The organism is Sporosarcina sp. BI001-red (assembly GCF_003384035.1).
In the GTDB taxonomy this organism is placed as follows: Bacteria; Bacillota; Bacilli; order Bacillales_A; family Planococcaceae; genus Sporosarcina.
Window position 1 is genome coordinate 83,174 of record NZ_QQAK01000013.1, and the last position, 21,562, is coordinate 104,735.

Sequence of the window (21,562 nt, forward strand, 5' to 3'; positions counted from 1 at the left end):
GGAGAGAGGGGAAGTTTTTTGATGGGCTGAATAGGAGTGGAGAATTGTGCCAATTACGATACCTAAGCAATTGCCTGCAGGTGAATTACTAAAGCATGAAAAAATATTTGTGATGGATGAAGACCGGGCTACTTCTCAAGATATCAGACCATTGCGCATACTAGTGGTGAACTTAATGCCCCAAAAAGAAAAAACGGAACTTCAGCTTCTTCGTTTACTAGGTAACACGCCACTTCAAGTAGACGTCACTTTTTTACATACAGAAACGTATGTCTCGAAAAACGTGAGTAAAAATCATTTGGATACATTTTATAAAACATTTCCTCAAGTGAAAAACGAAAAGTTTGATGGAATGATCGTAACCGGTGCGCCTGTTGAGCAAATGGAATTCGAACAGGTTGAATATTGGAGAGAAATGCAGGCGATTCTGGATTGGGCAGCGGAGCACGTTACTTCTTCTATGCACATCTGTTGGGGCGCTCAGGCAGCACTTTATCATTACTATGGGGTTAATAAACATCAGCTATCTGCCAAGTGTTTTGGCATCTTTGATCATATCGTGACAGATCCAACAGTAAATCTTGCTAGAGGATTCAATGATCTGTTTCCGGCTCCACATTCAAGGCATACTGGAGTTTCAATAGAAGAAATCGAAGCTCATGACAAGTTGACTACACTCGCATATTCTGACGAAGTGGGTCCTTTCATTGTCTTATCCAATGATGCTAAAAACATTATGATTACCGGCCACTTGGAGTACGATGCAGACACGTTGCAGGAAGAGTATAATCGTGACGCTGCTAAAGGACTTGATATTGATATCCCTAAACACTATTTTCCGAACGATGACACTACATTGAAACCACCGAATACATGGCGCTCGCATACGCATTTATTGTTCTCAAATTGGTTAAATTACTATGTATACCAACAGACACCTTTTGAATGGAAGTAATAAAAACCATGTAATAATTGAGTTAACTTAGCTGAAGAACTTGTCATTCTCAGCTGATTATCGTATCATGAATGACAGTCAGTCATTTTCTGGAGGGATCATATGAACAAGAAAGAAAGAATTGTTCAGTCTGCGATTCAAGTGTTTACTGAAAAAGGCGTGGAAAAAACGACAGTCTCTCATATTGTAAAAGTAGCAGGGATTGCTCAAGGAACTTTTTATCTATACTTTCCTTCCAAATTAGCGCTCATGCCAGCAATTGCTGAAGTGATGGTACAACTAACGTTGAAATCGGTCATAAAGGCTGTGGAAGAATCCGCATCATTCGATGAGCAGCTGAAGCAGTTTGTGGATGCGATATTTGCAGTGAGCGAGGAGCATCACGAGATTCAAGCAATGATCTATTCAGGCCTGGCATCTACGGAACACTTGAAAGAGTGGGAAAGTGTTTACGCTCCTATGTATCAGTGGGTCAGTTCAATTGTTGCTAAGGGGCAGGAACAAGGAGCCATCCGCGGTGACAGTCATCCAGATCAATTAGCAAAACTCATTATTGGATTGACTGAATCAGCAGCAGAACAGATTTACTTATACGATGAAGAGATTGACCAAGAAATTCGTGCATCAGAGCAAAAACGGGAAACACTCTTGTTTTTAACCAATGCTCTTGGATATTCAAAGCAAGTGAAGAGAAAGTAAGGATTCACACCGACAGCCAACAAGGTATTGGTAGTCGATGTGTGATCCTTTATGTTCGAACCATCACGGTATGAAATGAATGACAGTCAGTCACCTAAGAGAAGGAGTATTTTTAATGAGAAAAGAATGGCTTTATGTTGCAGCGACTAGTTTTTTTGAACTTGTATGGATTTTCGGTTTTAATGTAGCATCCGAATGGTGGCACTGGATTCCGATTGTTCTATTCATCTTCGTTGATTTTCACTACCTATCTAAAGCGTGCGCGACATTACCAACAGGCACTGTATATGCCATATTTGCAGCAATCGGAACAATTGGTACTGCATTAATGGACGTTTTTTTCTTTGGACAGACATTGAGCGGTGGGAAGATTCTCTTCATCGTCATCTTAGTAGCAGGAGTCATCGGTTTGAAACTTGCGGATGGCCACGACGAAAAAATTGCAGCAGAAGGGAAACGTTAATATGGGGTGGTTATATGTAGCATTAGCAGCCGGTTTTGAATTTACAGGAGTCATCGGATTGAACAAATATAGTAAAAAGAAAACTATTCCTAGTGGCTTATTGTATTATGGTGGATTAGGATTATCGTTTGTATTTTTATATACATCGTTCCAATATTTGCAAGTAAGTACAGCGTATGCCGTATGGATTGGAATCGGAACAGCAGGTGCAGTCTTACTGAATATGATCTTTTTTGGAGAATCGAAGAGCTTTGCAAGAATAGCAAGTCTTGCATTGATAATCGTTGGAGTCATTGGTCTAAAAGCATTGTCTTAAATCAGGATTGATATTTCGTTAAAGGTTGCGCATAATGAATGAATAAGGAGACGTGACTATGCGAGATAACTCAAAACCAACAACCCCACAAGCAGCGGTATATAAAGTAGTACAGGAACAGCAATTGCTTCCTTTTTTGTTGCAATCTATATCGAAGAGTAGAAATGCAGTGAAGAGCATTCTTTCCAGAGGGCAAGTGTCTGTCAATGGAAAACCTACTACGCGACATGACCAAATAGTGAATGTCGGGGATAAGGTTGAAATTATGACCAATCAAGCAGCAAAAAGTGACAGTGAGCTTACAGGTCTATCTATAATGTATGAAGATGATGCCATCATCGTGATCGACAAAGAAGCAGGCTTATTGTCAATGGCCGCAAAAGATAAAAAAGAAATGACTGCATTCAGTGAGCTTTCTACGTATATACGGAAAGCGAATAGAAGCAGTCGTGTGTTCATTGTCCATCGTCTAGACCGTGAAACTTCTGGAGTTATGCTTTTTGCTAAAACTGAAGAAGTAAAGAAGCTTCTTCAAGATAACTGGGAAGAATCCGTTCAAGAACGAGGCTATATAGCACTTGTTGAAGGGAAAGTACGAAACGAAACTGGTGAAATCATTTCTTGGTTAAAAGAAACCAGAACATTTAAAGTCTATTCCAACCCAACCGATAATGGCGGGCAAAAAGCGATCACGCGTTATAAGTTGCTTCAATCGAGTGCCCAGTTTTCATTGCTCGAATTGAGATTGGAAACGGGTCGTAAAAACCAGATCCGTGTACACATGGAAGAAATGGGGCATCCCGTTGTTGGTGACAAAAAATATGGTGCCACTACAAACCCAATTAAACGTTTGGGTCTTCACGCGGTCAAGTTAACGATAATCCATCCAATAACGAAGGAACAACATACCTTCATATCAGATCCACCGACATCTTTTTATAAGAAGTCAAAATAACCGCAAGCGCCAAAAGGCGCTCGCGGTTATTTTTCTGGGGTATTGCATACAAGGTTTATTAAGTACACCATTAGTTACAACATGAATTACTGTAGAGGAGGCATACCTGGTTGTCCTTGTGCCGGTGCAAATGCATTGAGCAACTCTTTCATGTCCTGTGAATCGAGCTGAGGTACCTGATAGTAATGATGTTTGTTCTGATAAATGGCTAATTCATATGCCATTTCAATGCAGTTCGGAACTGAATCAGCTAGTACCCTTCGGACAACTGGATTACATACTTCACATGAAGCCATTGCTTTCATGGATGCTCCTGCTTTAGCGGAACCTAATAAGAATCCTGAAATGATTTCATCCGTTATTTCAGCAGCATTCATCATCGGCTTTTTCGGTTGTCCTGGCTTCATACCATAGATGAAGTCATTTCCTTCCTTCATTTTATAGCTTTGAGTTGGATGGGACGGATCATGTCCGGATTTGAAGCTCTCGACCGTGATATTGTACTCGTCCAATGTGAATCGATATTGTCGATCGAGTATATCCAATAGTTCAGGATCCTTCACGTGGGGGCGAAGCAAAATCGCCTGGTTAAGGGCACCAATCATGCTGGATAATACTTCGTGAACATCGAAAAGTTCATGTCCGCCATGCTTCATGGATGGTGGGACCGTACCGGTGTTCATGTTTTGATGGGTCACTCCATTTTGATTTGTAGTCATTTTTTTCCTCCCTAACATATCGTGTTTTCGTTCGTGCGTAGTATGTGCTTGCATTATCTTTCTAACCAGTGGAATGATTTGTATGAATAGCGGAAGAGTTGTTTTCATACAATGGACTACGAATTTGTATGGAAAGGTGTGCATAATAGTGCAAATACATGTTGTTCAAAAAGGTCAAAGCCTATTTACAATCGGGAGACAATATGGAATTGGATGGCAAGAAATTGCTGACGCAAATGAATTGGGGAATGCAGGGAAACTGGCTGTTGGTCAAGCAATTGTAATTCCAATAGTAGGAAGTTATTATTGGGTGCAGCCAGGGGATACTTTATATGAGATCGCACGTCGAGAAAAGATGACCATTTCAGAGCTGGCGAATATTAACAAAATTTCTCTTTCTGCTCCTTTGACGGTTGGTCAGCGATTATATATACCACCTGCTCCTAAAACTCCAGCCCAATCATTACTTTACGTAGAGCCAAGAACACCGGTGACACAGGTTATGATTACTGAAACAGAAAAAAGAGTCGGTGCATTAACGTATCTGGCCATGTTCAGTTATGAAGTGCAACGGGACGGTACTCTGAAAGCACCTTCCATTGCGAATCTGCCTACGATTGCTGCTAATGCTGGCGCCGTAAACGCCATGGTAATTAGTAACTTGGAGAATTTCGCATTTAGTGCTGGTCTCGCTCGTGATATTTTCATGAGCAAAGGAGTTCAAGATTTATTGTTCACAAACATTTTGGAAGTGGCCCAACGAGTGGGATACAAAGATATTCACTTCGATTTTGAGTTATTGTTCCCAGAGGATCGCCAGCTATACAATGCCTTCCTAAGAAGAGCTAGAGATCGCTTCCACCCAGCAGGACTAACGCTTTCCACTGCACTTGCGCCTAAAGTGAGTGATGTCAAAACAGGTATTTATGGGGCTCATGACTATAAAGCCCATGGGGAAATTGTCGATTTCGTTTCTCTTATGACTTATGAGTGGGGGTACACATATAGTGAGCCACAAGCAGTAAGTCCATTGCCTCAAGTGGAGCGAGTGGTAAAGTATGCGGTTCAAGAAATTCCTAGAAACAAAATCTTTTTAGGACAAAATTTATACGGCTATGACTGGTCAAAACCTTATCCTACACAAGGAGGGAAACCAGCAAAAGCGCTGAGTCCTAAACAAGCAACGGAACTTGCAATACGTGAGAACGAAGCCATTTCCTATGACTATGTTGCACAAGCCCCATTTTTCACGTATATCGACAACAATAATGTTCAACATGAAGTTTGGTTTGAAGACGCGAGAAGCATTCAAGCCAAGTTCGACTTATTGAAAAAATACAGTCTTCGTGGCATCATGTACTGGAAGTTAGGCTTAGCATTTCCTCAAAATTGGCTACTGCTAGAGAGTAATTTTAATATAGTGAAAAAATAGTTTCCTCCTATAATATGCCGTGAAAACAGAGGTGATTTAAACCTCTGTTTTTGTTTGTAGATTAAAATGTATTTTCAAAAATATTAATTCTAGCGTATACTAATTTAATACAACACGTATGATTCGGGTTTAAGGAGGAAGAATATGACGAATTTAAATGTAGAACATGTGGATGTACAAAAGCGTTCAAATGATTATGTGCATCAAGTTTATGAGCAAGTTAAACGAAGAAATGCAAATGAAACTGAATTTCTCCAGGCAACACGTGAAATATTCGATTCACTCCGCCCCGTATTCGCACAACATCCTGAATATATTACGAGCGGAATTTTGGAAAGACTGACTGAACCGGAAAGAATCGTGACCTTCCGTGTCGCTTGGGAAGACGATGCTGGTAAAGTACACGTAAATAGAGGGTATCGTGTTCAATTTAGCAGTGAGCTAGGACCTTATAAAGGTGGACTGCGTTTTCATCCTTCTGTGAACAGCAGTATTATGAAATTCCTTGCGTTTGAACAGATTTTTAAAAATGCATTAACAGGTCAACCGATTGGTGCAGGAAAAGGTGGCTCTGATTTTGATCCGAAGGGGAAGTCAGATCGTGAAATCATGCGTTTTTGCCAAAGTTTCATGACGGAATTGAGTCGCCACATCGGTCCAGATATTGACGTTCCTGCTGGTGATATCGGTGTCGGAAAGCGTGAAATTGGCTACTTATTTGGTCAATACAAACGGTTAAAAGGTGGATATGAAGCGGGAGTTTTAACCGGTAAAGATCCGAGTCATGGTGGAAGTCTAGGCCGAAAAGAAGCGACAGGGTATGGAACGGTTTACTTCGTGGAAGAAATGCTAAAGGAATATGGCATGTCATTCAATGGTAAGACTGTAATTGTGTCAGGTTCAGGGAATGTTTCCATCTATGCGATTGAGAAAGCTCAGCAATTAGGAGCAAAAGTCATTGCATGCAGTGACTCTTCAGGATATATTGTCGATGAAGAAGGCATTGACTTGGAGTGTGTGAAGCAACTAAAAGAAGTTGATAACAAACGAATTCAAGAGTATTTAAAAACATACCCTGATGCTCGTTATTTTGAAGATTGCTCAGGTGTCTGGACAGTTCCTTGTGACATTGCCCTTCCTTGTGCTACTCAAAATGAACTCGATGAAGAAAGCGCTCATCTCTTGATTAAAAATGGCGTGACGGCAATTGGTGAAGGCGCTAACATGCCTTGTACAAACGAAGCACTTACGATATTCCAGGAACATGGGATCCTATTCGCTCCGGCTAAAGCTGCTAATGCAGGGGGCGTGGCCGTTTCAGCAATGGAGATGTCCCAAAATAGCATGCGACTCCGATGGACTGCTGAAGAAGTGGATGAGCGTTTGAAAGTAGTGATGCGCTCGATCTATGAAAGTTGCATAGATGCCGCAGATCGCTTTGGTAAACCAGGGAACCTCATCATGGGTGCAAATGTAGCGGGCTTTTTGAAAGTTGCAGATGCAATGGCAGCACATGGGTTAAGTTAATGGAGACCACTAGGCACATCTTTTAAGGTGTGCTTTTTTGTTGCCCAAAAACTTAGTTGTGTTTGATATTTAAGACTGAATATTTCACCTATTTAAAGAGTCAGTATTTTCTCTTGCAATTACTAGGTAACATGTTATTATAAATATACTTCACAATGTATAAAGATACATAACTTGCGAGAGGGGTTTTTATAATGACAAAGAAAAAAGTGGTATTGGCGTATTCAGGAGGACTCGATACATCAGTTGCGGTTCAATGGTTAACAGAGCAGGGATATGCAGTTGTTGCATGTTGTTTGGACGTAGGAGAAGGAAAAGATCTGGATTTCATCCAACAGAAAGCACTTCAAGTAGGTGCTATCGAAAGCTATGTTATTGATGCAAAAGCGGAATTCGCAAAAGATTATGCACTGTTAGCACTTCAAGCACGTACGATGTATGAAGAAAAATACCCACTGATTTCTGCGTTATCCCGTCCACTTATCGCAAAAAAACTTGTAGAAGTTGCCCATAAGGAAAATGCAATAGCTGTAGCCCATGGCTGCACAGGAAAAGGAAACGACCAAGTTCGTTTTGAAGTAGGTATCAAAGCGCTGGATCCTACGTTGGAAGTAATTGCACCTGTTCGTGAGTGGAGTTGGTCGCGTGAGGAAGAAATTGCCTATGCGAAAGAGCATAACATTCCAGTTCCTATCGTGCTAGATAGTCCGTATTCAATTGACCAAAACCTATGGGGACGTAGTAATGAATGTGGGATTCTAGAGGATCCGTGGGCAGCACCACCTGAAGATGCATATGGACTCACTTCATCTATTGAAGAAGCACCTGATCAAGCAGATATCGTTGAGATCACTTTCAAACAAGGCGTACCCGTGAGCTTAGATGGAGAGGCATTTGAGCTAGATGCGCTCATCCTTCACTTGAATGAGCTTGCTGGAAAACATGGCGTTGGCCGTATTGACCACGTTGAAAATCGTCTCGTCGGCATTAAATCACGTGAAGTATATGAATGTCCTGGTGCGATGACATTAATAAAAGCACATAAAGAGCTGGAGGATATTACTCTTGTTAAAGAGACGGCTCATTTCAAGCCAATCGTTTCTCAAAAGTTGAGTGAACTGATCTACAATGGTCTTTGGTTCTCTCCTTTACGTAGTGCATTGGAAGCGTTCATCAAAGACACTCAGCAAGTTGTAAATGGAACGGTGCGTGTGAAGCTATTTAAAGGGCATGCGATTGTAGAAGGCCGTAAGTCAGACAACTCGCTATACGATGAAAAGCTAGCGACGTATACGTCTGATGATGAATTCGACCAAGCCGCAGCAGTAGGATTCATTAAACTTTGGGGGCTGCCAACAGAAGTCCATGCAGCTGTGAACAAGCAACTCGTTACGACGAAAGCATAGTAGAAAGGACCTTCCTGCAAGTGGGAAGGTCCTTTTCAAATTAGCGGAGTAGTTGCTCAATAGAATGGAATTGAGGATCTCCTTTGTCATAAGTCGCTACGAACCGGAATCCGATATCTGAAGCGAGTTGTAAATTCTTTCGAATGTCGAAACCGACTTCAAGCGGTTTGTGGGCATCTGAGCCAATCGTTAAAATTTCTCCACCGCTTGACTTATAAAGTTTGAGGATATCTATACTTGGCATTGCAGTAGGTAACCCATAGCGTACACCTGATGTATTAATCTCTATTCCTTTTCCTCTAGGAATGATTTCTGCGAATAGTTCTTTCAAACAGTCATGGAAATCATGGGACGATGCTTTTTTGGCGTACCGTTTTATTAGGTCTACATGACCCAAAACACTGTAGGCCCCAAACTTACGAATACAGCGAAGCAACTCCTGAAAGTATGCATCGAATGCTTCGTCAATTGTTCGATTCTCAAAAATAGCTCCGAAGTGTAAATCTTTCTTTTCGACAGTATGTAGCGAACAAATTACAAAATCGAACTCTTCGTCTTGAATTAGCTTTTTGTACGTATCCAGTAAGTGAGGCTGAACTCCAATTTCCACTCCTCGTTTCACTCGAATCTCATTTCCGAAACGGTCTTGTAAGTGTGTAATTGACTCTTTGTAAGCTTGCTGATTAAAATCGAAAATGAAATTCTTATCGGGATAGTCATAGTCAACATGATCTGTAAAACAAATTTCAGTTAGCCCTTTTTGAATAGAAGCGCGAACCATTTCCTCTGGGAGCACTTCGCAATCGGCTGAAAATGATGTGTGCATGTGATAATCGAACATTCCTATCAAACTCCTTTTTAGTTGACATTTCTTAATTATCTATTTATAGTACTAGATAACTTCATCATAGTAAAGCGATAAAGTGGAAGAGGTGCTAGTTTGAGAAATCTATTTCAATCGGCGGAAGAAGAGTTTGAAATACGAGAAGTCTTTCGAAACTCCTTCTCACCGAAAGGATATCGGGAAGTCAATTTGCCAGTCCTCGAAAGTTATGAAACATATGAATCGCTCCAGTCCAATCAAAGTCGTAAAAGTCTTTTGAAGCTAATCGATCATGCAGGAGATATTCTTGTGTTGCGACCTGATGTGACGATACCGCTTATGCGTGAACTTGCAACGTCTTCTAAAAACTTAAGTGAAGAACTCAGGTGCTGGTATGTGCAGTCCGTCTTCCGTCAATCTGATGATCACACCATTCCCACTGAACGGAGGCAGGCAGGTGTTGAGTTATTCAGTAGACAATCTGCGGTAAATGACGCGGAAGTAATTGTCCTTGCCTGTCTAGCACTTACTGAGTTAGGACTTAAAGATTTTAAAATTGAACTTGGGCATGCGGGAATTTTACAAGAACTGAATCGATTTCTTCATTTGACAGAGGATGAACAACTTCAAGTAAAGTCTTTCATTCAAATGAAAAATAGCAGCGAGCTAGCAAGTTTTCTAATACAAAATAATGTGGACAAAACAACAAGGAAATTGCTACTTGAAACAGCCTTTTCTTATGGCGAACCAACTTCGGTTTTCAACCGTCTACGAGAAACTCCTTTGAACGAGAAAATGACCTCTATCATTCAACATATTGAAAAGGTTTATGAACGAGTAGTGGCATTAGGATACGGGAGTCATGTGACCGTCGACCTTGGGATGGTCAACGACATGGACTATTATTCAGGGATTCAATTCCAGGGATTCAGCAATACCATTGGAAAGCCCTTGCTCATGGGAGGGCGTTATGACGAGGTGAGTCGAAAATTTGGAGCCCAGTTACCAGCGATTGGTTTTGCGAGTGATGTGGAAGCGATTTTTACAGCTAAAAACAACAGTTTGAAGACAAATTGAAGGAGGGGGATGAACCATTTTGGACCCAATGAAGATCGCAGTCGCGAAAGGTAGAATTGCAGAAAAAGCGAGAGAGCTTTTGTCTGAAGGTGGAATCTCTTTTCCGGATACGCTGTATGACGAACGGAAATTAGTTATTTCGAGTAACGATGGGGACTTTCAATTGCTATTTGTCAAAGCCTCAGATGTCCCGACTTACGTTGAAAAAGGGGCAGCAGATATCGGTATCGTTGGTAAAGATACGATTATGGAAGATGGTAAAGACGTCTATGAGTTACAAGACTTAGGATTCGGGCAATGTCAGCTGGTCGTTGCTGGTTTCCCAGATAGTTTCCCGGAAGATACGAAATCACTGACGGTTGCAACCAAGTATCCAGCTATAGCAAAAGCTTATTTCGATAAAGCCGGTATTCGTACAGAAATTAGTCGATTGAATGGATCGATTGAGCTAGCACCGATAGCGGGGCTTTCAGATGTCATCGTGGATATCGTCGAAACTGGATCGACCCTTCGGGATAATGGCTTGGTCGTCTTACGGGAAATCGCAAAAGTGAGCACTCGCGTCATCGTGAACAAAGCTAGCTATGCAACGAAAACAGGAAATGTTAAGAAGTGCATGGAGCTGTTGAAGAAAGGAGTGGATGAACGCCGTGCAGATTATCACAACACGTGAACAGCTAAAACATCGGATGGAACGGCGGACGACCGTGTCGACTGTTGAGCCAGCAGTCAGAACAATTCTTGACCGGGTCAAACAGTTTAAAGACGCGGAACTTCTAGCGTTAACCGAACGTTTCGATGGCGTTCAGCTACAAACGCTTCGCGTAACTAAAAGAGAAATCAAGGATGCCTATAACGAAATTTCACCCGCATTATTTCAAGCACTAAAAGACGCAAGAGAACGTATTCTACGTTTTCACGAACAGCAGAAGGAAGAAAGTTGGCGGATGGAACCGGAAGCAGGTGTCTATCTAGGGCAACAAGTCCGGGCGCTTACTTCAGCAGGCATTTATATCCCTGGTGGGAAGGCATCGTATCCATCTACAGTGTTGATGAATGCGATCCCTGCAAAGATAGCAGGTGTGAAACGACTCGTCCTCACCACACCACCTCAAGCCGATGGTTGCGTTAATGCATCAGTCCTTGTGGCGGCGGATCTCTGTGGGGTAGATGAGATTTACAAAGTCGGTGGAGCACAAGCGATTGCAGCTCTAGCATACGGTACTGAATCAATTCCACCCGTACATAAAATCACGGGCCCTGGAAATGCTTATGTCGCATGTGCTAAGAAACTCGTGTATGGCGATGTCTCAATTGATATGATTGCCGGGCCGAGCGAAGTCTGTATCTGGGCAGACGAACAATCGAATCTAGCGTTTGTTGCTGCAGATTTACTAGCGCAGGCTGAACACGATGAAGATGCATCAGCTTGTTGTCTAGTACCTTCTATAGAGTATGCTGAAGCACTTTCTATAGAAATCTACAGACAATTGGAGTTTATGGACCGAAAAGAAATTGCGAAACAATCCATTCAAACAAATGGCTGGATTGCGGTTGTTGAATGTGATGACGAAGCGATTGAAATTATTAATGACCTCGCACCCGAGCATTTAGAAATCATGACGGTTGACCCAGAAGGAAGACTTGACGATATTCAACATGCTGGTGCTATTTTTCTAGGTGCTTACTCGCCAGAAGCACTTGGCGATTATATGGCAGGGCCAAACCATACGCTACCAACGAGCGGGACTGCAAAGTTTTCATCGCCTCTAGGAGTCTATGATTTCATGAAAAAAACAAGCATTATCCGCTATAGCCAGAAGGCACTTGGAAAAGTCTCGGAGCAAATAATCGAACTTGCAAAAACAGAACAATTGAATGGTCATGCACAAGCTATTCGAGTTAGGACTGAGGAGGAATTACGATGAGGACTTCGACAATTGAACGGAAAACTGCTGAAACGGAAATCTCCATGAAAGTAGCGTTAGATGGATCAGGAAAGAGTGACATCCATACTGGAGTTGGGTTTCTCGATCATATGCTCGTTCTCACAACCATGCATGGCGGTCTCGATTTACAAGTTACGTGTAAAGGAGATCTTGAAACGGACCAACACCACAGTGTAGAAGATGTCGGAATCGCTCTAGGGACTGCGTTTAGAGAATCTCTTGGTACGAAGGAAAGCATTGAACGGTATGCATCTGTAACAGTTCCGATGGATGAAGCGCTAGCTACAGTATCGATGGATATTAGCGGGAGATCCTTTCTCGTTTATAACGTTTCGGGATTAAAGGAGAAAATAGGAGTATTTGATACTGAACTAGCAGAAGAGTTCTTTCTCGCATTTACCCGTCATGCAGGAGTTACGTTACATATCAATTTACAGTATGGTAAAAATAGCCACCATATTTTAGAATCCATTTTCAAAGGATTCGGTCGTGCAATCCGTGTTGCCATTGCTAAAACTAATCGTCAAGGAATTCCTTCAACCAAAGGAATGTTGTAACGAAGGAAAAGGATAGGAGAGAAAGCAAATGATTTTGTTTCCAGCGATTGATATACAAAAAGGTAAATGTGTACGTTTAGTGCAAGGAGATTTTAAACAAGAAACAATTTATCATGATTCCCCACTAGAAGTCGGGAAAATGTGGGCAGCACAAGGTGCGTCTTGGCTGCATATAGTGGATCTGGATGGTGCTAAAACCGGACAATCGGTGAATCGTGATGCGATTATCGGACTGGCATCTACCGTGCAGCTACCCATCCAAGTCGGTGGCGGAATTCGTACTATGGAAGCCATAAAAGATTACTTAACAAATGGAGTAGAACGAGTCATTCTCGGGACCTCTGCAATAGAAGATCCTGATTTACTGCAACAAGCGATTACCCAATATGGCAAGCGGATTGCTGTCTCTGTAGATGCTAAAAATGGCAAGCCAACGACAGCTGGATGGACAGAAGATTCAACAACCGATGTGTCGACGTTAGTAAACAAGCTGGAACGTATGGGTGTACAAACTATTATCTATACAGACATTGCGAAAGACGGGATGTTAATGGGACCCAATTTCGAAGAACTTCATAAGTTACAGGATGAATCTAAAATGGATATTATTGCCTCAGGTGGAGTTACCACTGTAGAAGATATTGAGAAACTTCGGCAGGACTCCCTTTATGGAGCCATTGTAGGAAAAGCAATCTATGAAAATGAATCACGATTCCAAAAAATGATGGAGGTCCTATAAATGACAAAACGAAAAATTATTGCGTGCCTGGATATTGATAATCGACGTGTTGTGAAAGGGAAGAAGTTCCAAGATGTAAAAGAGCTTGCAGACCCATTAGAGCTTGCAAAAAAGTATGAAGCAGAAGGTGCGGATGAATTAGTATTTTACGATATCTCTGCTTCTGTTCAACAACGCGACATGTTTCTGGATTTGATTCGCCTGATTGGGGAGAGCATTGAAATTCCATTCATCGTTGGAGGAGGAATCCAAACACTTTCTGATGTTGAACTTGCAATCGAAGCGGGAGCGGACAAAGTTTCTATAAATAGTGGAGCTCTAAAGAATCCTAATTTACTTCGTGAATCATCTGAACGCTACAGTTCTAGCAGAATCATGTTGTCCATGGACGTCAGTCAATCTGGATCCGGACAATGGACCGTTTTTGCAAAGGCAGGTATGGAAGATACGGGGATAGACGCCATTGAATGGGCGAAAAAGGGTGAGCAACTTGGTGCAGGGGAGATAGTTTTAAACTGTATCGATGAAGACGGGATGAGAAATGGGTATAATCTTGAACTGACAAAATTGGTTGCAGATTCTGTGTCAATACCAGTAGTCGCAAGCGGGGGGGCAGGTAGTGCAGAGCACATCCGTGAAGTGTTCGAACAAACGAAAGCTCAAGCTGCGCTCGTTGCATCTGTTTTACACTTTGGAATCGTCTCCTTAGAAGACCTCCAAGAAGCTGCTAAAGAGGCCTCTTATGGAAAATAATTCAATTCGCTATAACAGCGAAGGCCTAGTCCCTGCTATCATCCAAGACGCTAAGACCGGTACTGTCCTCATGCTTGGCTATATGAATGAGGAATCTTTCCAAAAAACAATTGAGACAGGTGAAACGTGGTTCTATAGTCGATCGAGGAGCAAACTTTGGAACAAAGGAGAGACATCGGGTAACCGACAAATCGTGAAACAAGTGGACATCGATTGCGACCAGGATACCGTTCTCATCCAAGTCGATCCGGTAGGACCTGCGTGTCATTTAGGAACGGAAAGCTGTTTTTCTCGTGTAGATTCTGAAGACATCCGAATAAGTCGTACAATCGTTCAGCAAGTCGCCAAGCAAATCCAAACTAGAAAAAATAACCCCCAAGAAGGCTCGTATACCACGTACCTGTTCCGTGAAGGAATCGATAAAATCTTGAAAAAGGTCGGAGAGGAAACCACGGAAGTAGTAATTGGGGCTAAAAATAATGATTTGAACGAAACTGCAAATGAACTCGCAGATTTGACGTACCATATTCTAGTGTTGATGGAAGAATTGAGTCTGCCAATCGAAAATGTTAAAGCTATATTGAAGTCGCGCAGACTGCAAGAGGAGGGGAGTCAGTGAATGAGTTATGGAGTGACATGGTCCAACGAACTGAGCCTTATACACCAGGAGAACAAGCAAATGGAGAAGATTGGATTAAATTAAACACAAATGAAAATCCCTATCCACCAAGTCCACGTGTGTTTAAAGCGTTGCAGCAAGCACTGACATCCGATTTGCGTAAGTACCCTGAATCCGACCCTGAAAAGCTTCGATATGCTCTCGCTGAATTGCATCAAGTGTCTGCGGATCAAGTGTTCATCGGGAATGGATCTGATGAAGTACTGGCATTTTCGTTCATGGCGTTCTTTACTCCAGGTAAGCCGATTGTGTTTCCAGCCATCACGTATTCCTTTTACCCAACGTACGCAGCGTTGTTCAATATTGCATATGACCCCATCCCTCTTCAAGAAGACTTTACATTGAATGAAAAAGCATTTTATAAGTCCGAAGGGGGAGTGATCTTCCCGAATCCGAACGCACCTACTGGAATTGTATTACCGCTTGAAACGGTTGAAAGAATTGTTAGCGAAAATGAGGGGCGTATAGTGATCGTAGATGAAGCCTACATCGATTTCGGCGGAAAAACAGCCATTCCACTCATCACGCGTTTTGACAATTTGCTAGTCACCCGTACAATGTCTAAATCGCGTTCGTTGGCAGGACTCCGAATTGGTTATGCAATCGGCTCAACTACGGCGATTGAAGCGCTGAATCGTATTAAAAACTCGTTCAATTCCTATACAATTGACCAATTAGCGTTAACTGCTGGCGTAGCTGCTGTTAAGGATACGAAGTACTTCAACACAATCGTAGACGCGATCATTCAGACACGTGAACAATCGAAAAAGGTATTCGAATCCGTTGGGTTCACTGTCTTGCCTTCTGCAGCAAACTTCTTATTTGTCCATCACCCGGAGATACCAGCAAAACAACTACACAAAAGCTTAAAAGACAAACAAATTCTCGTGCGTCATTTTTCTAAACCCGAGACAGAAGAATGGTTGCGTATAACCATCGGATCAGATGATGAAATGGAACAGTTCTTTCAGCAGTTGTTTGACGTAGTCAACGCGTGGACAGATAAAAGTTCGGTATATTGACATCTGAAATAGTTCTCACTTCACTCCTATTGTTTGGTATAGTGGAGTCAGATAGAGAATGGGGGAAATATGATGACAGAACAACTACCAAATTGTCCTCAATGTAGTTCGCCTTACACGTATGAAGATGGGTTGCAGTTCGTCTGCCCAGAGTGCGCGTATGAGTGGACAGCAGGTGAAGAACTCGTTCAAACGGAGCAATTGGATATCAAAGATGCAAATGGAAATCCATTGCGAGATGGTGATACTATCACAGTCATCAAAGACTTGAAGGTGAAAGGCAGTTCATCTGTATTGAAAATCGGGACAAAAGTAAAAGGGATTCGTCTTGTAGAAGGCGATCACAACATTGATTGTAAAATTACTGGATTCGGTGCGATGAAATTGAAATCCGAATTCGTCAAGAAGGGTTAATCGATTATGAAGATATTTAACTCTAAAACAGTCGATATCATCTTTGCAGTCCTACTCGGTTATTTTGCGTGGAATCGATATGCTGATGGTCATACAGGGGTTGCCATCCTATTAGTCGTTGTGGCAGTGCTAAATATTGTCGCATTCATTGCAAAACTGAAGATCGAGAAAAAAGTGAACCAAACGAAGTGACGAACAGCGACTCTACTATAGAGCGCTGTTTTTTCTTTTTTACATGGATGGAAAGTACAGCGTAGTTTAAAACTCAACTCGGGAGGAATAGATAATTATAGTGTAAAAGGAAAGGTGGTTGTATGAAGAAAAAAGTCCTATTTCGCTTGCCATTTTTAGTAATTGGGGTATTACTTGCATTCACGCTCAACCAGTTCACACCACCATTATCTGAACGGCAGTTTATGTGGTGGATGGTTGCCTACATCATTATTGGAATCGTTGTTACCGAGTTATTGAGGTTAAGAAGAATTGAAAAGGATTGAATTCCATATGTCGGACTTCTGTTCTGGTCTTTTTTTTCTTGATTAATTTCTTTAAATACATCACCAGCGTAAGATTCAGTAGAAATCTGTTTTCTTTCAACTTAGGCCAATATCTTGCAAACCTGTTGTGTGTTGTTAAACAATCCTGTACAATGGACGGATGAAATGCATTATCTGAAATGAGGATGTCTAATGAAAAAATCAATATATGGTCTTACATTTGAACAACTTACGGATTGGCTTATAGAAAATGGACAAAAGAAATTCCGTGCTGCACAAGTATGGGATTGGTTATATAAAAAGCGGGTTACCCAGTTTTCGGAGATGAAAAATATTAACAGCGACTGTGTGGAGCTACTGGAAGAAAACTTTGTCATTCAGTCACTGGTCCAGGAAGTTAAACAAGAATCTGAAGATGGTACAATTAAGTTTCTATTTAAAATGCAAGATGGTAACTTGATTGAAACTGTATTGATGAAGTTTCCGTATGGACATTCCGTATGTGTAACAACACAAGTGGGTTGTAACATCGGCTGTAGTTTCTGTGCAAGTGGATTGTTGAAGAAGAACCGTGATTTGAACTCAGGAGAAATTGTTGAACAAATCATGAACGTCCAACATCACTTAGATATGAAAGGCAACGAAGAGCGCGTAAGCCACATCGTTGTTATGGGAATCGGTGAACCATTTGATAACTACGATAACTTGATGGACTTCTTGCGTGTTGTAAACGATCAAAAAGGTTTAATGATTGGAGCACGTCATATTACCGTATCGACAAGTGGACTTACTCCTAAAATCCGTGACTTTGCCAATGAAAACATCCAAATCAATTTGGCAGTTTCATTGCATGCGCCAAATAATGAGTTACGTACACGCGTCATGAAAATCAATCGAGCGTACCCAATTGAAAAATTGATGGATGCCATTGACTATTACTTGGAGACAACAAATCGCCGAATCACATTCGAGTACATCTTATTGAATGATGTGAACGATCATGTTGCTGAAGCAGAACAACTTGCAAAGTTGCTCTACAACAAACGTCACTTGTCTTATGTTAACCTGATTCCTTATAATCCTGTCGATGAGCATGACCAGTATACGAGAAGTGAGACTGCGAATATTAAAAAATTCTATGAGACGCTTAAGAAGAAGGGCATTAACTGTGGGGTTCGCATGGAGCAAGGTACCGATATCGATGCGGCATGTGGACAATTACGTAGTAAGCAAATCAAGAAAGAAAAAGCAGTGTAAGTTATTGAACCTGCATATAAAAAGCAGAACGGGAAGTGTTAACTCCTCGTTCTGCTTTTTTGGGTCTTCTATTTATTCTTCCCTATGAGGATAACAACGAATTGTATGATTAAGCCTATTCCTAGGCTGAATGAGGAGAAGATGTAGACAGATAGAACGCCAATGGATTGACCTAGTTCTCCTTCAATCGTAAGGATACTCCGGAAGAATTCTTCGAAACTGATGATCATCCCGGCCATAAAGAACCAAAACGCGATACGCAATTTATAAAACAATAGCAAAAACGCAATGAGGCCAACTGTTAACCCGAATACCGAAAAGGCTAAATAACTTTTCCATCCTAATTCTACCCCACTGATTGTGCGGACGCCGACGATCAAGAGTACTAACGTCAATAGTCCTGTAAACAAACCAATTTTCCCTAACTGCCGATCCATACGTTGCACCTGCTTTCCATCCACCATCATACCGAAAATAACATATCTCTGCACACAAAAAAAGCACAACCTCGTGAACGACCGAGGTTGTGCGGATGACATTTCGTTTTATTTGTTCGCAATAACGACAAGTTTTCCTTTGTCGAGTTCGCTTTCTGCAGCTGCTGCGTCCTCTTCAGTGAGTCCAGCGCCGTGCATCTTGCTACGAAGTTCGTCACCGCGTGAGCTGAACATGTTCTTCATGGAGTCAAGGAAGCCTTGTTCTTTCATCCCGGCTTTTTCAGTATCCAATGCGTCTGTAATATGATCTCCGCGTTTCTTGTCATGTGCGAAAACATAAATTTCGTCATTTGTATAACCTTTCGCTTCAAGTTCATCTACTTTTGCCTTTGCTTGTACTGCGTTTTCTACATAAAATTTTTCAACCATTTGTGAATCCCTCCAATTAGTAATTGCTTTTACAGATTAGTAATTGTTTCTTTGTTGCTCTAGTATTTGTATACCATCATTCCAACCAGGTTAAACAATTATTTATAATATGGAGATGGAAACAGTTACGAGAAAACGAAGACAAAGGGGTGAATTAAAGATATAGATCATTTCTTAAGCGTTTAAATGATTTTAAGAAAAAGGTTGGATCGACATTGACATGAAAAGACCGAACGCCTTGATTTGTATGAAGATAAAACAAGCAACTTCCATCTGAAAATGGTCGATAGGAGCAGTCAAGAACCGCATGGATCGGAAAAGAACTTTGCTGCGAGACAATTTTGCTTTCATGCAGAGCTAGTGTGCAAACTGCTGTAGAAACCGTCTGTTCAATCCAACCCACTGACTTGTGTGGCACCGTATAGGACAAGGTTGCAATTGCTTCTGAGTCCAAAAAAACCCTCCTAAATCGTTTTATTTCGTATAGTCTTTCACTGTTTTTAGTAAATCATGTACATAATCCTCATCCACATAATTAAATTCACTGACCAGTTGACCATTTTTTGCGATCAGGTAAAAGTTTGTTCCATGAATGACTTGGTCAGATGTTTCAGGTTTCTGGATAATTGTTTGGAAGTTTTCCATAGCGTATCTTGTAATTTCGTTAGGAGAGTAGCCAGTTAGGAAATGCCAATTACTCGTATCGTCTGTATATTGTCTAGCGTACGCTTTTAATGTTTCTGGTGTATCCACGTCTGGATCAACCGTAAAAGAAACGAATTGTACATCTAAGTTATGCTTCTTGAATTCTTTTTGTAAATCTGCCATTTCGGATGTCATTGGAGGGCAGACGGTTTCACACTTTGTAAATATGAAATCTGCAATCCATACTGTATCTTCTAATTGATTGAATCCAAATGCGTCTCCTTGCTGATCAATAAAACTAAAAGAAGAGATTTCTCTGATCGGTTGTTTAGGTGAAGAGCAGGCTGACAGAAAAACGATGACGACAATCATAATAGGGACGAGTCGAGCTGCTTTCATGTTGCCTCCTCCTCTTCAGTAAACATTGGCAAGTCTATTGTGACAGTCGTACCAGTAGCTGGATCACTATCCATGTTAAATGTGCCGTGATGCAATCGGACGATTTCTTTTACAATGGACAATCCAAGACCGGTTCCGCCTGTAGTTCGTGTTCTAGCTTTGTCAGTGCGGAAGAAACGTTCTCCCATTCGGCTTAAATCTTCTTTGGATATTGTTAGTCCTTCGTTTTGGACTTCATACCGTATACTTTTGCCATGCTCACGTAATCCAATTTGAACTACTCCACCGTCAGATACGTACTTCACCGCATTATCAATCGTATTATAAAATACTTGTTGAATCCGATCAGGATCTCCAAGGATGATCAAATCTTCTTCTATATCGAGGTTTAGCTGAATCGATCGATCAGCTAAATGGATACGGAACAATTCCACCGTATCGACTAGCACTTGTGCAACAACGATAGGTTGAGTTTCAACCGTGAATAGACCTTCTTGGAGATGGTTTAAATCCGTTAAATCGTTGATCAATTTACTGAGTCGAGCTGTTTCTTTTTCAATGGTATTCAGGTAGTTCTCAGAATTCGGATCAGGATTTTGGGTTTCAGTAATTTGTTTCAAAGCGTGGGTATACCCACTAATATAGGTAAGAGGTGTCCGCATTTCGTGTGCTAAATTGCTCGTAAATTCTCGTTTTCTCTCTTCTTGTGCTTCCAGTGATGAGCTCATTGTATTGAATGTCCGAGCCAGCTGTCCGATTTCATCGGAACGTTCAGTTTTTACTCTGCCTGAATAGTCCCCATGAGAGATGTTGGCGGCAAGCCCTTCTAATTGACGTAGAGGACTGAATAGCGTGCTCCACACTCGATTGATTAGCAAGAATAGGATTATGAAAAAACCGGAGCCTGCAGCGATTAATAATGGAATGCTTTCCTTAAAGACATCTTGGATTGCAGCAAGAGGCACGTAGATGTAAATAAAACCAATCAGTGAATCTTTTCCGCGAATCGGGAAGATGGCCCCTAGAATTTCACGATTAAATTCCTCCACGTATCCTTTTTTTACAACGTATGAACCTTTTTCAAGGATTTTACGATCTGAACTGTCCACTAAATTTTCGTAGTTCACTTGATAAGGGAAGTAAGAAGATAAGTCGTCCAACTGATCCACAACGACAATTTCATATTCAGAAACCACGTTATACCATTGAATCTTTTCGATAATATCATCGCTAAGTTCTCCGAAGTGGTAATGAGCAGCGGTTCGTTTCCCTTGATAGACAATCGATTTTTCAATGCTTTCCAAATACAATTTTGAATACAAAAAGTGAATGAAGAAAAAAGAAAATAAAATCGTAAATGCAAGGCTTAAGAAAAATAGAGATAAGATTTTTTTACTCAATGTCAATTTCATA

General features: G+C 41.3%; 27 protein-coding genes. 20 read left to right on the plus strand and 7 right to left on the minus strand.

From position 1 onward, the window contains the following. The first annotated feature begins 46 nt into the window (after positions 1-46). The 5 genes from metA (at position 47) to DVB69_RS12135 (ending at position 3,388) form a co-directional block, all read left to right on the plus strand. Positions 47-955 carry a homoserine O-acetyltransferase MetA gene (gene metA / locus DVB69_RS12115; protein ID WP_116019364.1) on the plus strand — a complete coding sequence of 303 codons (909 nt, stop codon included), beginning with the start codon at positions 47-49 and terminating at the stop codon, positions 953-955. Between the two features lie 102 nt (positions 956-1,057). Next, positions 1,058-1,654 carry a TetR/AcrR family transcriptional regulator gene (locus DVB69_RS12120; protein WP_116019365.1) on the plus strand — a complete coding sequence of 199 codons (597 nt, stop codon included), beginning with the start codon at positions 1,058-1,060 and terminating at the stop codon, positions 1,652-1,654. A gap of 115 nt (positions 1,655-1,769) precedes the next feature. Further along, the gene (locus tag DVB69_RS12125) at positions 1,770-2,117 is read left to right on the plus strand and encodes a DMT family transporter (RefSeq protein WP_116019366.1); all 348 of its coding nucleotides are present in this window, start codon (positions 1,770-1,772) and stop codon (positions 2,115-2,117) included. Position 2,118: 1 nt separating this feature from the next. Continuing rightward, complete coding sequence (locus tag DVB69_RS12130) at positions 2,119-2,433, plus strand: DMT family transporter (protein WP_116019367.1); 315 nt, start codon at positions 2,119-2,121, stop codon at positions 2,431-2,433. Positions 2,434-2,491: 58 nt separating this feature from the next. Then, positions 2,492-3,388: an RluA family pseudouridine synthase gene (locus tag DVB69_RS12135; protein ID WP_116019368.1), complete on the plus strand. Its 897-nt coding sequence runs from the start codon at positions 2,492-2,494 to the stop codon at positions 3,386-3,388. Between the two features lie 86 nt (positions 3,389-3,474). Here DVB69_RS12135 and DVB69_RS12140 read toward each other — a convergent pair whose 3' ends face one another. Continuing rightward, positions 3,475-4,107, minus strand: coding sequence for a spore coat protein (locus tag DVB69_RS12140; RefSeq protein WP_116019369.1), 633 nt, complete (start codon positions 4,105-4,107; stop codon positions 3,475-3,477). 148 nt (positions 4,108-4,255) lie between these two features. Here DVB69_RS12140 and DVB69_RS12145 point away from each other — a divergent pair, with 148 nt between their 5' ends. The 3 genes from DVB69_RS12145 (at position 4,256) to DVB69_RS12155 (ending at position 8,472) form a co-directional block, all read left to right on the plus strand. Then, entirely contained in the window at positions 4,256-5,539 is a 1,284-nt protein-coding gene (locus tag DVB69_RS12145) for a glycoside hydrolase family 18 protein (protein ID WP_116019370.1), read from the plus strand. 144 nt (positions 5,540-5,683) lie between these two features. Beyond that, positions 5,684-7,066 (plus strand): NADP-specific glutamate dehydrogenase, encoded by a 1,383-nt coding sequence (gene gdhA / locus DVB69_RS12150; RefSeq protein WP_116019371.1) that lies wholly within the window; start codon positions 5,684-5,686, stop codon positions 7,064-7,066. Between the two features lie 191 nt (positions 7,067-7,257). Beyond that, positions 7,258-8,472: an argininosuccinate synthase gene (locus tag DVB69_RS12155; protein WP_304466159.1), complete on the plus strand. Its 1,215-nt coding sequence runs from the start codon at positions 7,258-7,260 to the stop codon at positions 8,470-8,472. A gap of 40 nt (positions 8,473-8,512) precedes the next feature. Here DVB69_RS12155 and DVB69_RS12160 read toward each other — a convergent pair whose 3' ends face one another. Then, the gene (locus DVB69_RS12160; protein ID WP_116019373.1) at positions 8,513-9,313 is read right to left on the minus strand and encodes a histidinol-phosphatase HisJ family protein; all 801 of its coding nucleotides are present in this window, start codon (positions 9,311-9,313) and stop codon (positions 8,513-8,515) included. A gap of 99 nt (positions 9,314-9,412) precedes the next feature. On the opposite strand from DVB69_RS12160, the gene DVB69_RS12165 reads away from it, so the two are divergent. The 12 genes from DVB69_RS12165 (at position 9,413) to rlmN (ending at position 18,239) form a co-directional block, all read left to right on the plus strand. Continuing rightward, a complete protein-coding gene (locus tag DVB69_RS12165) occupies positions 9,413-10,372 on the plus strand; it encodes an ATP phosphoribosyltransferase regulatory subunit (protein ID WP_116019374.1) in 960 nt (319 codons plus the stop codon). A 28-nt stretch (positions 10,373-10,400) separates the two neighbouring features. After that, positions 10,401-11,045, plus strand: coding sequence for an ATP phosphoribosyltransferase (hisG, locus tag DVB69_RS12170; RefSeq protein ID WP_199562864.1), 645 nt, complete (start codon positions 10,401-10,403; stop codon positions 11,043-11,045). Next, entirely contained in the window at positions 11,014-12,300 is a 1,287-nt protein-coding gene (gene hisD, locus DVB69_RS12175; protein ID WP_116019376.1) for a histidinol dehydrogenase, read from the plus strand. Before hisG ends, hisD begins: the two co-directional genes overlap by 32 nt. Next, on the plus strand, positions 12,297-12,878 hold the full coding sequence (gene hisB, locus DVB69_RS12180) for an imidazoleglycerol-phosphate dehydratase HisB (protein ID WP_116019377.1): 582 nt from the start codon (positions 12,297-12,299) through the stop codon (positions 12,876-12,878). The genes hisD and hisB overlap by 4 nt, the downstream gene beginning before the upstream one ends. Positions 12,879-12,906: 28 nt before the next feature. Beyond that, entirely contained in the window at positions 12,907-13,617 is a 711-nt protein-coding gene (gene hisA, locus DVB69_RS12185; RefSeq protein ID WP_116019378.1) for a 1-(5-phosphoribosyl)-5-[(5-phosphoribosylamino)methylideneamino]imidazole-4-carboxamide isomerase, read from the plus strand. Then, positions 13,618-14,370 carry an imidazole glycerol phosphate synthase subunit HisF gene (gene hisF, locus DVB69_RS12190; RefSeq protein ID WP_116019379.1) on the plus strand — a complete coding sequence of 251 codons (753 nt, stop codon included), beginning with the start codon at positions 13,618-13,620 and terminating at the stop codon, positions 14,368-14,370. Further along, positions 14,360-14,989 carry a bifunctional phosphoribosyl-AMP cyclohydrolase/phosphoribosyl-ATP diphosphatase HisIE gene (gene hisIE / locus DVB69_RS12195; RefSeq protein WP_116019380.1) on the plus strand — a complete coding sequence of 210 codons (630 nt, stop codon included), beginning with the start codon at positions 14,360-14,362 and terminating at the stop codon, positions 14,987-14,989. The genes hisF and hisIE overlap by 11 nt, the downstream gene beginning before the upstream one ends. Continuing rightward, positions 14,986-16,071 carry a histidinol-phosphate transaminase gene (gene hisC, locus DVB69_RS12200; RefSeq protein ID WP_116019381.1) on the plus strand — a complete coding sequence of 362 codons (1,086 nt, stop codon included), beginning with the start codon at positions 14,986-14,988 and terminating at the stop codon, positions 16,069-16,071. The genes hisIE and hisC overlap by 4 nt, the downstream gene beginning before the upstream one ends. 72 nt (positions 16,072-16,143) lie before the next feature. Then, complete coding sequence (locus DVB69_RS12205; RefSeq protein WP_116019382.1) at positions 16,144-16,485, plus strand: zinc ribbon domain-containing protein YjdM; 342 nt, start codon at positions 16,144-16,146, stop codon at positions 16,483-16,485. Between the two features lie 6 nt (positions 16,486-16,491). Continuing rightward, the gene (locus DVB69_RS12210) at positions 16,492-16,677 is read left to right on the plus strand and encodes a hypothetical protein (protein WP_116019383.1); all 186 of its coding nucleotides are present in this window, start codon (positions 16,492-16,494) and stop codon (positions 16,675-16,677) included. Between the two features lie 122 nt (positions 16,678-16,799). Next, the gene (locus DVB69_RS12215; RefSeq protein ID WP_116019384.1) at positions 16,800-16,982 is read left to right on the plus strand and encodes a hypothetical protein; all 183 of its coding nucleotides are present in this window, start codon (positions 16,800-16,802) and stop codon (positions 16,980-16,982) included. 192 nt (positions 16,983-17,174) lie between these two features. Further along, positions 17,175-18,239, plus strand: coding sequence for a dual-specificity RNA methyltransferase RlmN (rlmN, locus tag DVB69_RS12220; protein ID WP_116019385.1), 1,065 nt, complete (start codon positions 17,175-17,177; stop codon positions 18,237-18,239). 68 nt (positions 18,240-18,307) lie between these two features. Here rlmN and DVB69_RS12225 read toward each other — a convergent pair whose 3' ends face one another. From DVB69_RS12225 to DVB69_RS12245, 5 genes are all read right to left on the minus strand, one after another. Then, the gene (locus tag DVB69_RS12225) at positions 18,308-18,676 is read right to left on the minus strand and encodes a hypothetical protein (protein WP_116019386.1); all 369 of its coding nucleotides are present in this window, start codon (positions 18,674-18,676) and stop codon (positions 18,308-18,310) included. 108 nt (positions 18,677-18,784) lie between these two features. Continuing rightward, the gene (locus DVB69_RS12230; RefSeq protein WP_116019387.1) at positions 18,785-19,105 is read right to left on the minus strand and encodes a YflT domain-containing protein; all 321 of its coding nucleotides are present in this window, start codon (positions 19,103-19,105) and stop codon (positions 18,785-18,787) included. Positions 19,106-19,259: 154 nt separating this feature from the next. Next, positions 19,260-19,559: a hypothetical protein gene (locus tag DVB69_RS12235; protein ID WP_116019388.1), complete on the minus strand. Its 300-nt coding sequence runs from the start codon at positions 19,557-19,559 to the stop codon at positions 19,260-19,262. A gap of 20 nt (positions 19,560-19,579) precedes the next feature. Then, positions 19,580-20,149: an SCO family protein gene (locus tag DVB69_RS12240; protein ID WP_116019389.1), complete on the minus strand. Its 570-nt coding sequence runs from the start codon at positions 20,147-20,149 to the stop codon at positions 19,580-19,582. Then, positions 20,146-21,561, minus strand: coding sequence for a sensor histidine kinase (locus DVB69_RS12245; protein WP_116019390.1), 1,416 nt, complete (start codon positions 21,559-21,561; stop codon positions 20,146-20,148). Before DVB69_RS12245 ends, DVB69_RS12240 begins: the two co-directional genes overlap by 4 nt. Position 21,562 lies beyond the last annotated feature (1 nt).

Excerpts from the sequence above, each read along its gene's own strand:
- DVB69_RS12230 (WP_116019387.1), bottom strand. The coding sequence starts at position 19,105 with ATGGTTGAAAAATTTTATGTAGAAAACGCAGTACAAGCAAAGGCAAAA.
- DVB69_RS12160 (WP_116019373.1), bottom strand. The coding sequence starts at position 9,313 with ATGTTCGATTATCACATGCACACATCATTTTCAGCCGATTGCGAAGTG.
- hisF (WP_116019379.1), top strand. The coding sequence starts at position 13,618 with ATGACAAAACGAAAAATTATTGCGTGCCTGGATATTGATAATCGACGT.
- hisB (WP_116019377.1), top strand. The coding sequence starts at position 12,297 with ATGAGGACTTCGACAATTGAACGGAAAACTGCTGAAACGGAAATCTCC.
- hisG (WP_199562864.1), top strand. The coding sequence starts at position 10,401 with ATGAAGATCGCAGTCGCGAAAGGTAGAATTGCAGAAAAAGCGAGAGAG.
- DVB69_RS12215 (WP_116019384.1), top strand. The coding sequence starts at position 16,800 with ATGAAGAAAAAAGTCCTATTTCGCTTGCCATTTTTAGTAATTGGGGTA.
- hisD (WP_116019376.1), top strand. The coding sequence starts at position 11,014 with ATGAACGCCGTGCAGATTATCACAACACGTGAACAGCTAAAACATCGG.
- DVB69_RS12135 (WP_116019368.1), top strand. The coding sequence starts at position 2,492 with ATGCGAGATAACTCAAAACCAACAACCCCACAAGCAGCGGTATATAAA.
- DVB69_RS12205 (WP_116019382.1), top strand. The coding sequence starts at position 16,144 with ATGACAGAACAACTACCAAATTGTCCTCAATGTAGTTCGCCTTACACG.
- DVB69_RS12120 (WP_116019365.1), top strand. The coding sequence starts at position 1,058 with ATGAACAAGAAAGAAAGAATTGTTCAGTCTGCGATTCAAGTGTTTACT.
- DVB69_RS12130 (WP_116019367.1), top strand. The coding sequence starts at position 2,119 with ATGGGGTGGTTATATGTAGCATTAGCAGCCGGTTTTGAATTTACAGGA.
- DVB69_RS12245 (WP_116019390.1), bottom strand. The coding sequence starts at position 21,561 with ATGAAATTGACATTGAGTAAAAAAATCTTATCTCTATTTTTCTTAAGC.
- DVB69_RS12140 (WP_116019369.1), bottom strand. The coding sequence starts at position 4,107 with ATGACTACAAATCAAAATGGAGTGACCCATCAAAACATGAACACCGGT.
- rlmN (WP_116019385.1), top strand. The coding sequence starts at position 17,175 with ATGAAAAAATCAATATATGGTCTTACATTTGAACAACTTACGGATTGG.
- gdhA (WP_116019371.1), top strand. The coding sequence starts at position 5,684 with ATGACGAATTTAAATGTAGAACATGTGGATGTACAAAAGCGTTCAAAT.
- hisA (WP_116019378.1), top strand. The coding sequence starts at position 12,907 with ATGATTTTGTTTCCAGCGATTGATATACAAAAAGGTAAATGTGTACGT.
- DVB69_RS12125 (WP_116019366.1), top strand. The coding sequence starts at position 1,770 with ATGAGAAAAGAATGGCTTTATGTTGCAGCGACTAGTTTTTTTGAACTT.
- DVB69_RS12210 (WP_116019383.1), top strand. The coding sequence starts at position 16,492 with ATGAAGATATTTAACTCTAAAACAGTCGATATCATCTTTGCAGTCCTA.
- DVB69_RS12240 (WP_116019389.1), bottom strand. The coding sequence starts at position 20,149 with ATGAAAGCAGCTCGACTCGTCCCTATTATGATTGTCGTCATCGTTTTT.
- DVB69_RS12225 (WP_116019386.1), bottom strand. The coding sequence starts at position 18,676 with ATGGATCGGCAGTTAGGGAAAATTGGTTTGTTTACAGGACTATTGACG.
- hisIE (WP_116019380.1), top strand. The coding sequence starts at position 14,360 with ATGGAAAATAATTCAATTCGCTATAACAGCGAAGGCCTAGTCCCTGCT.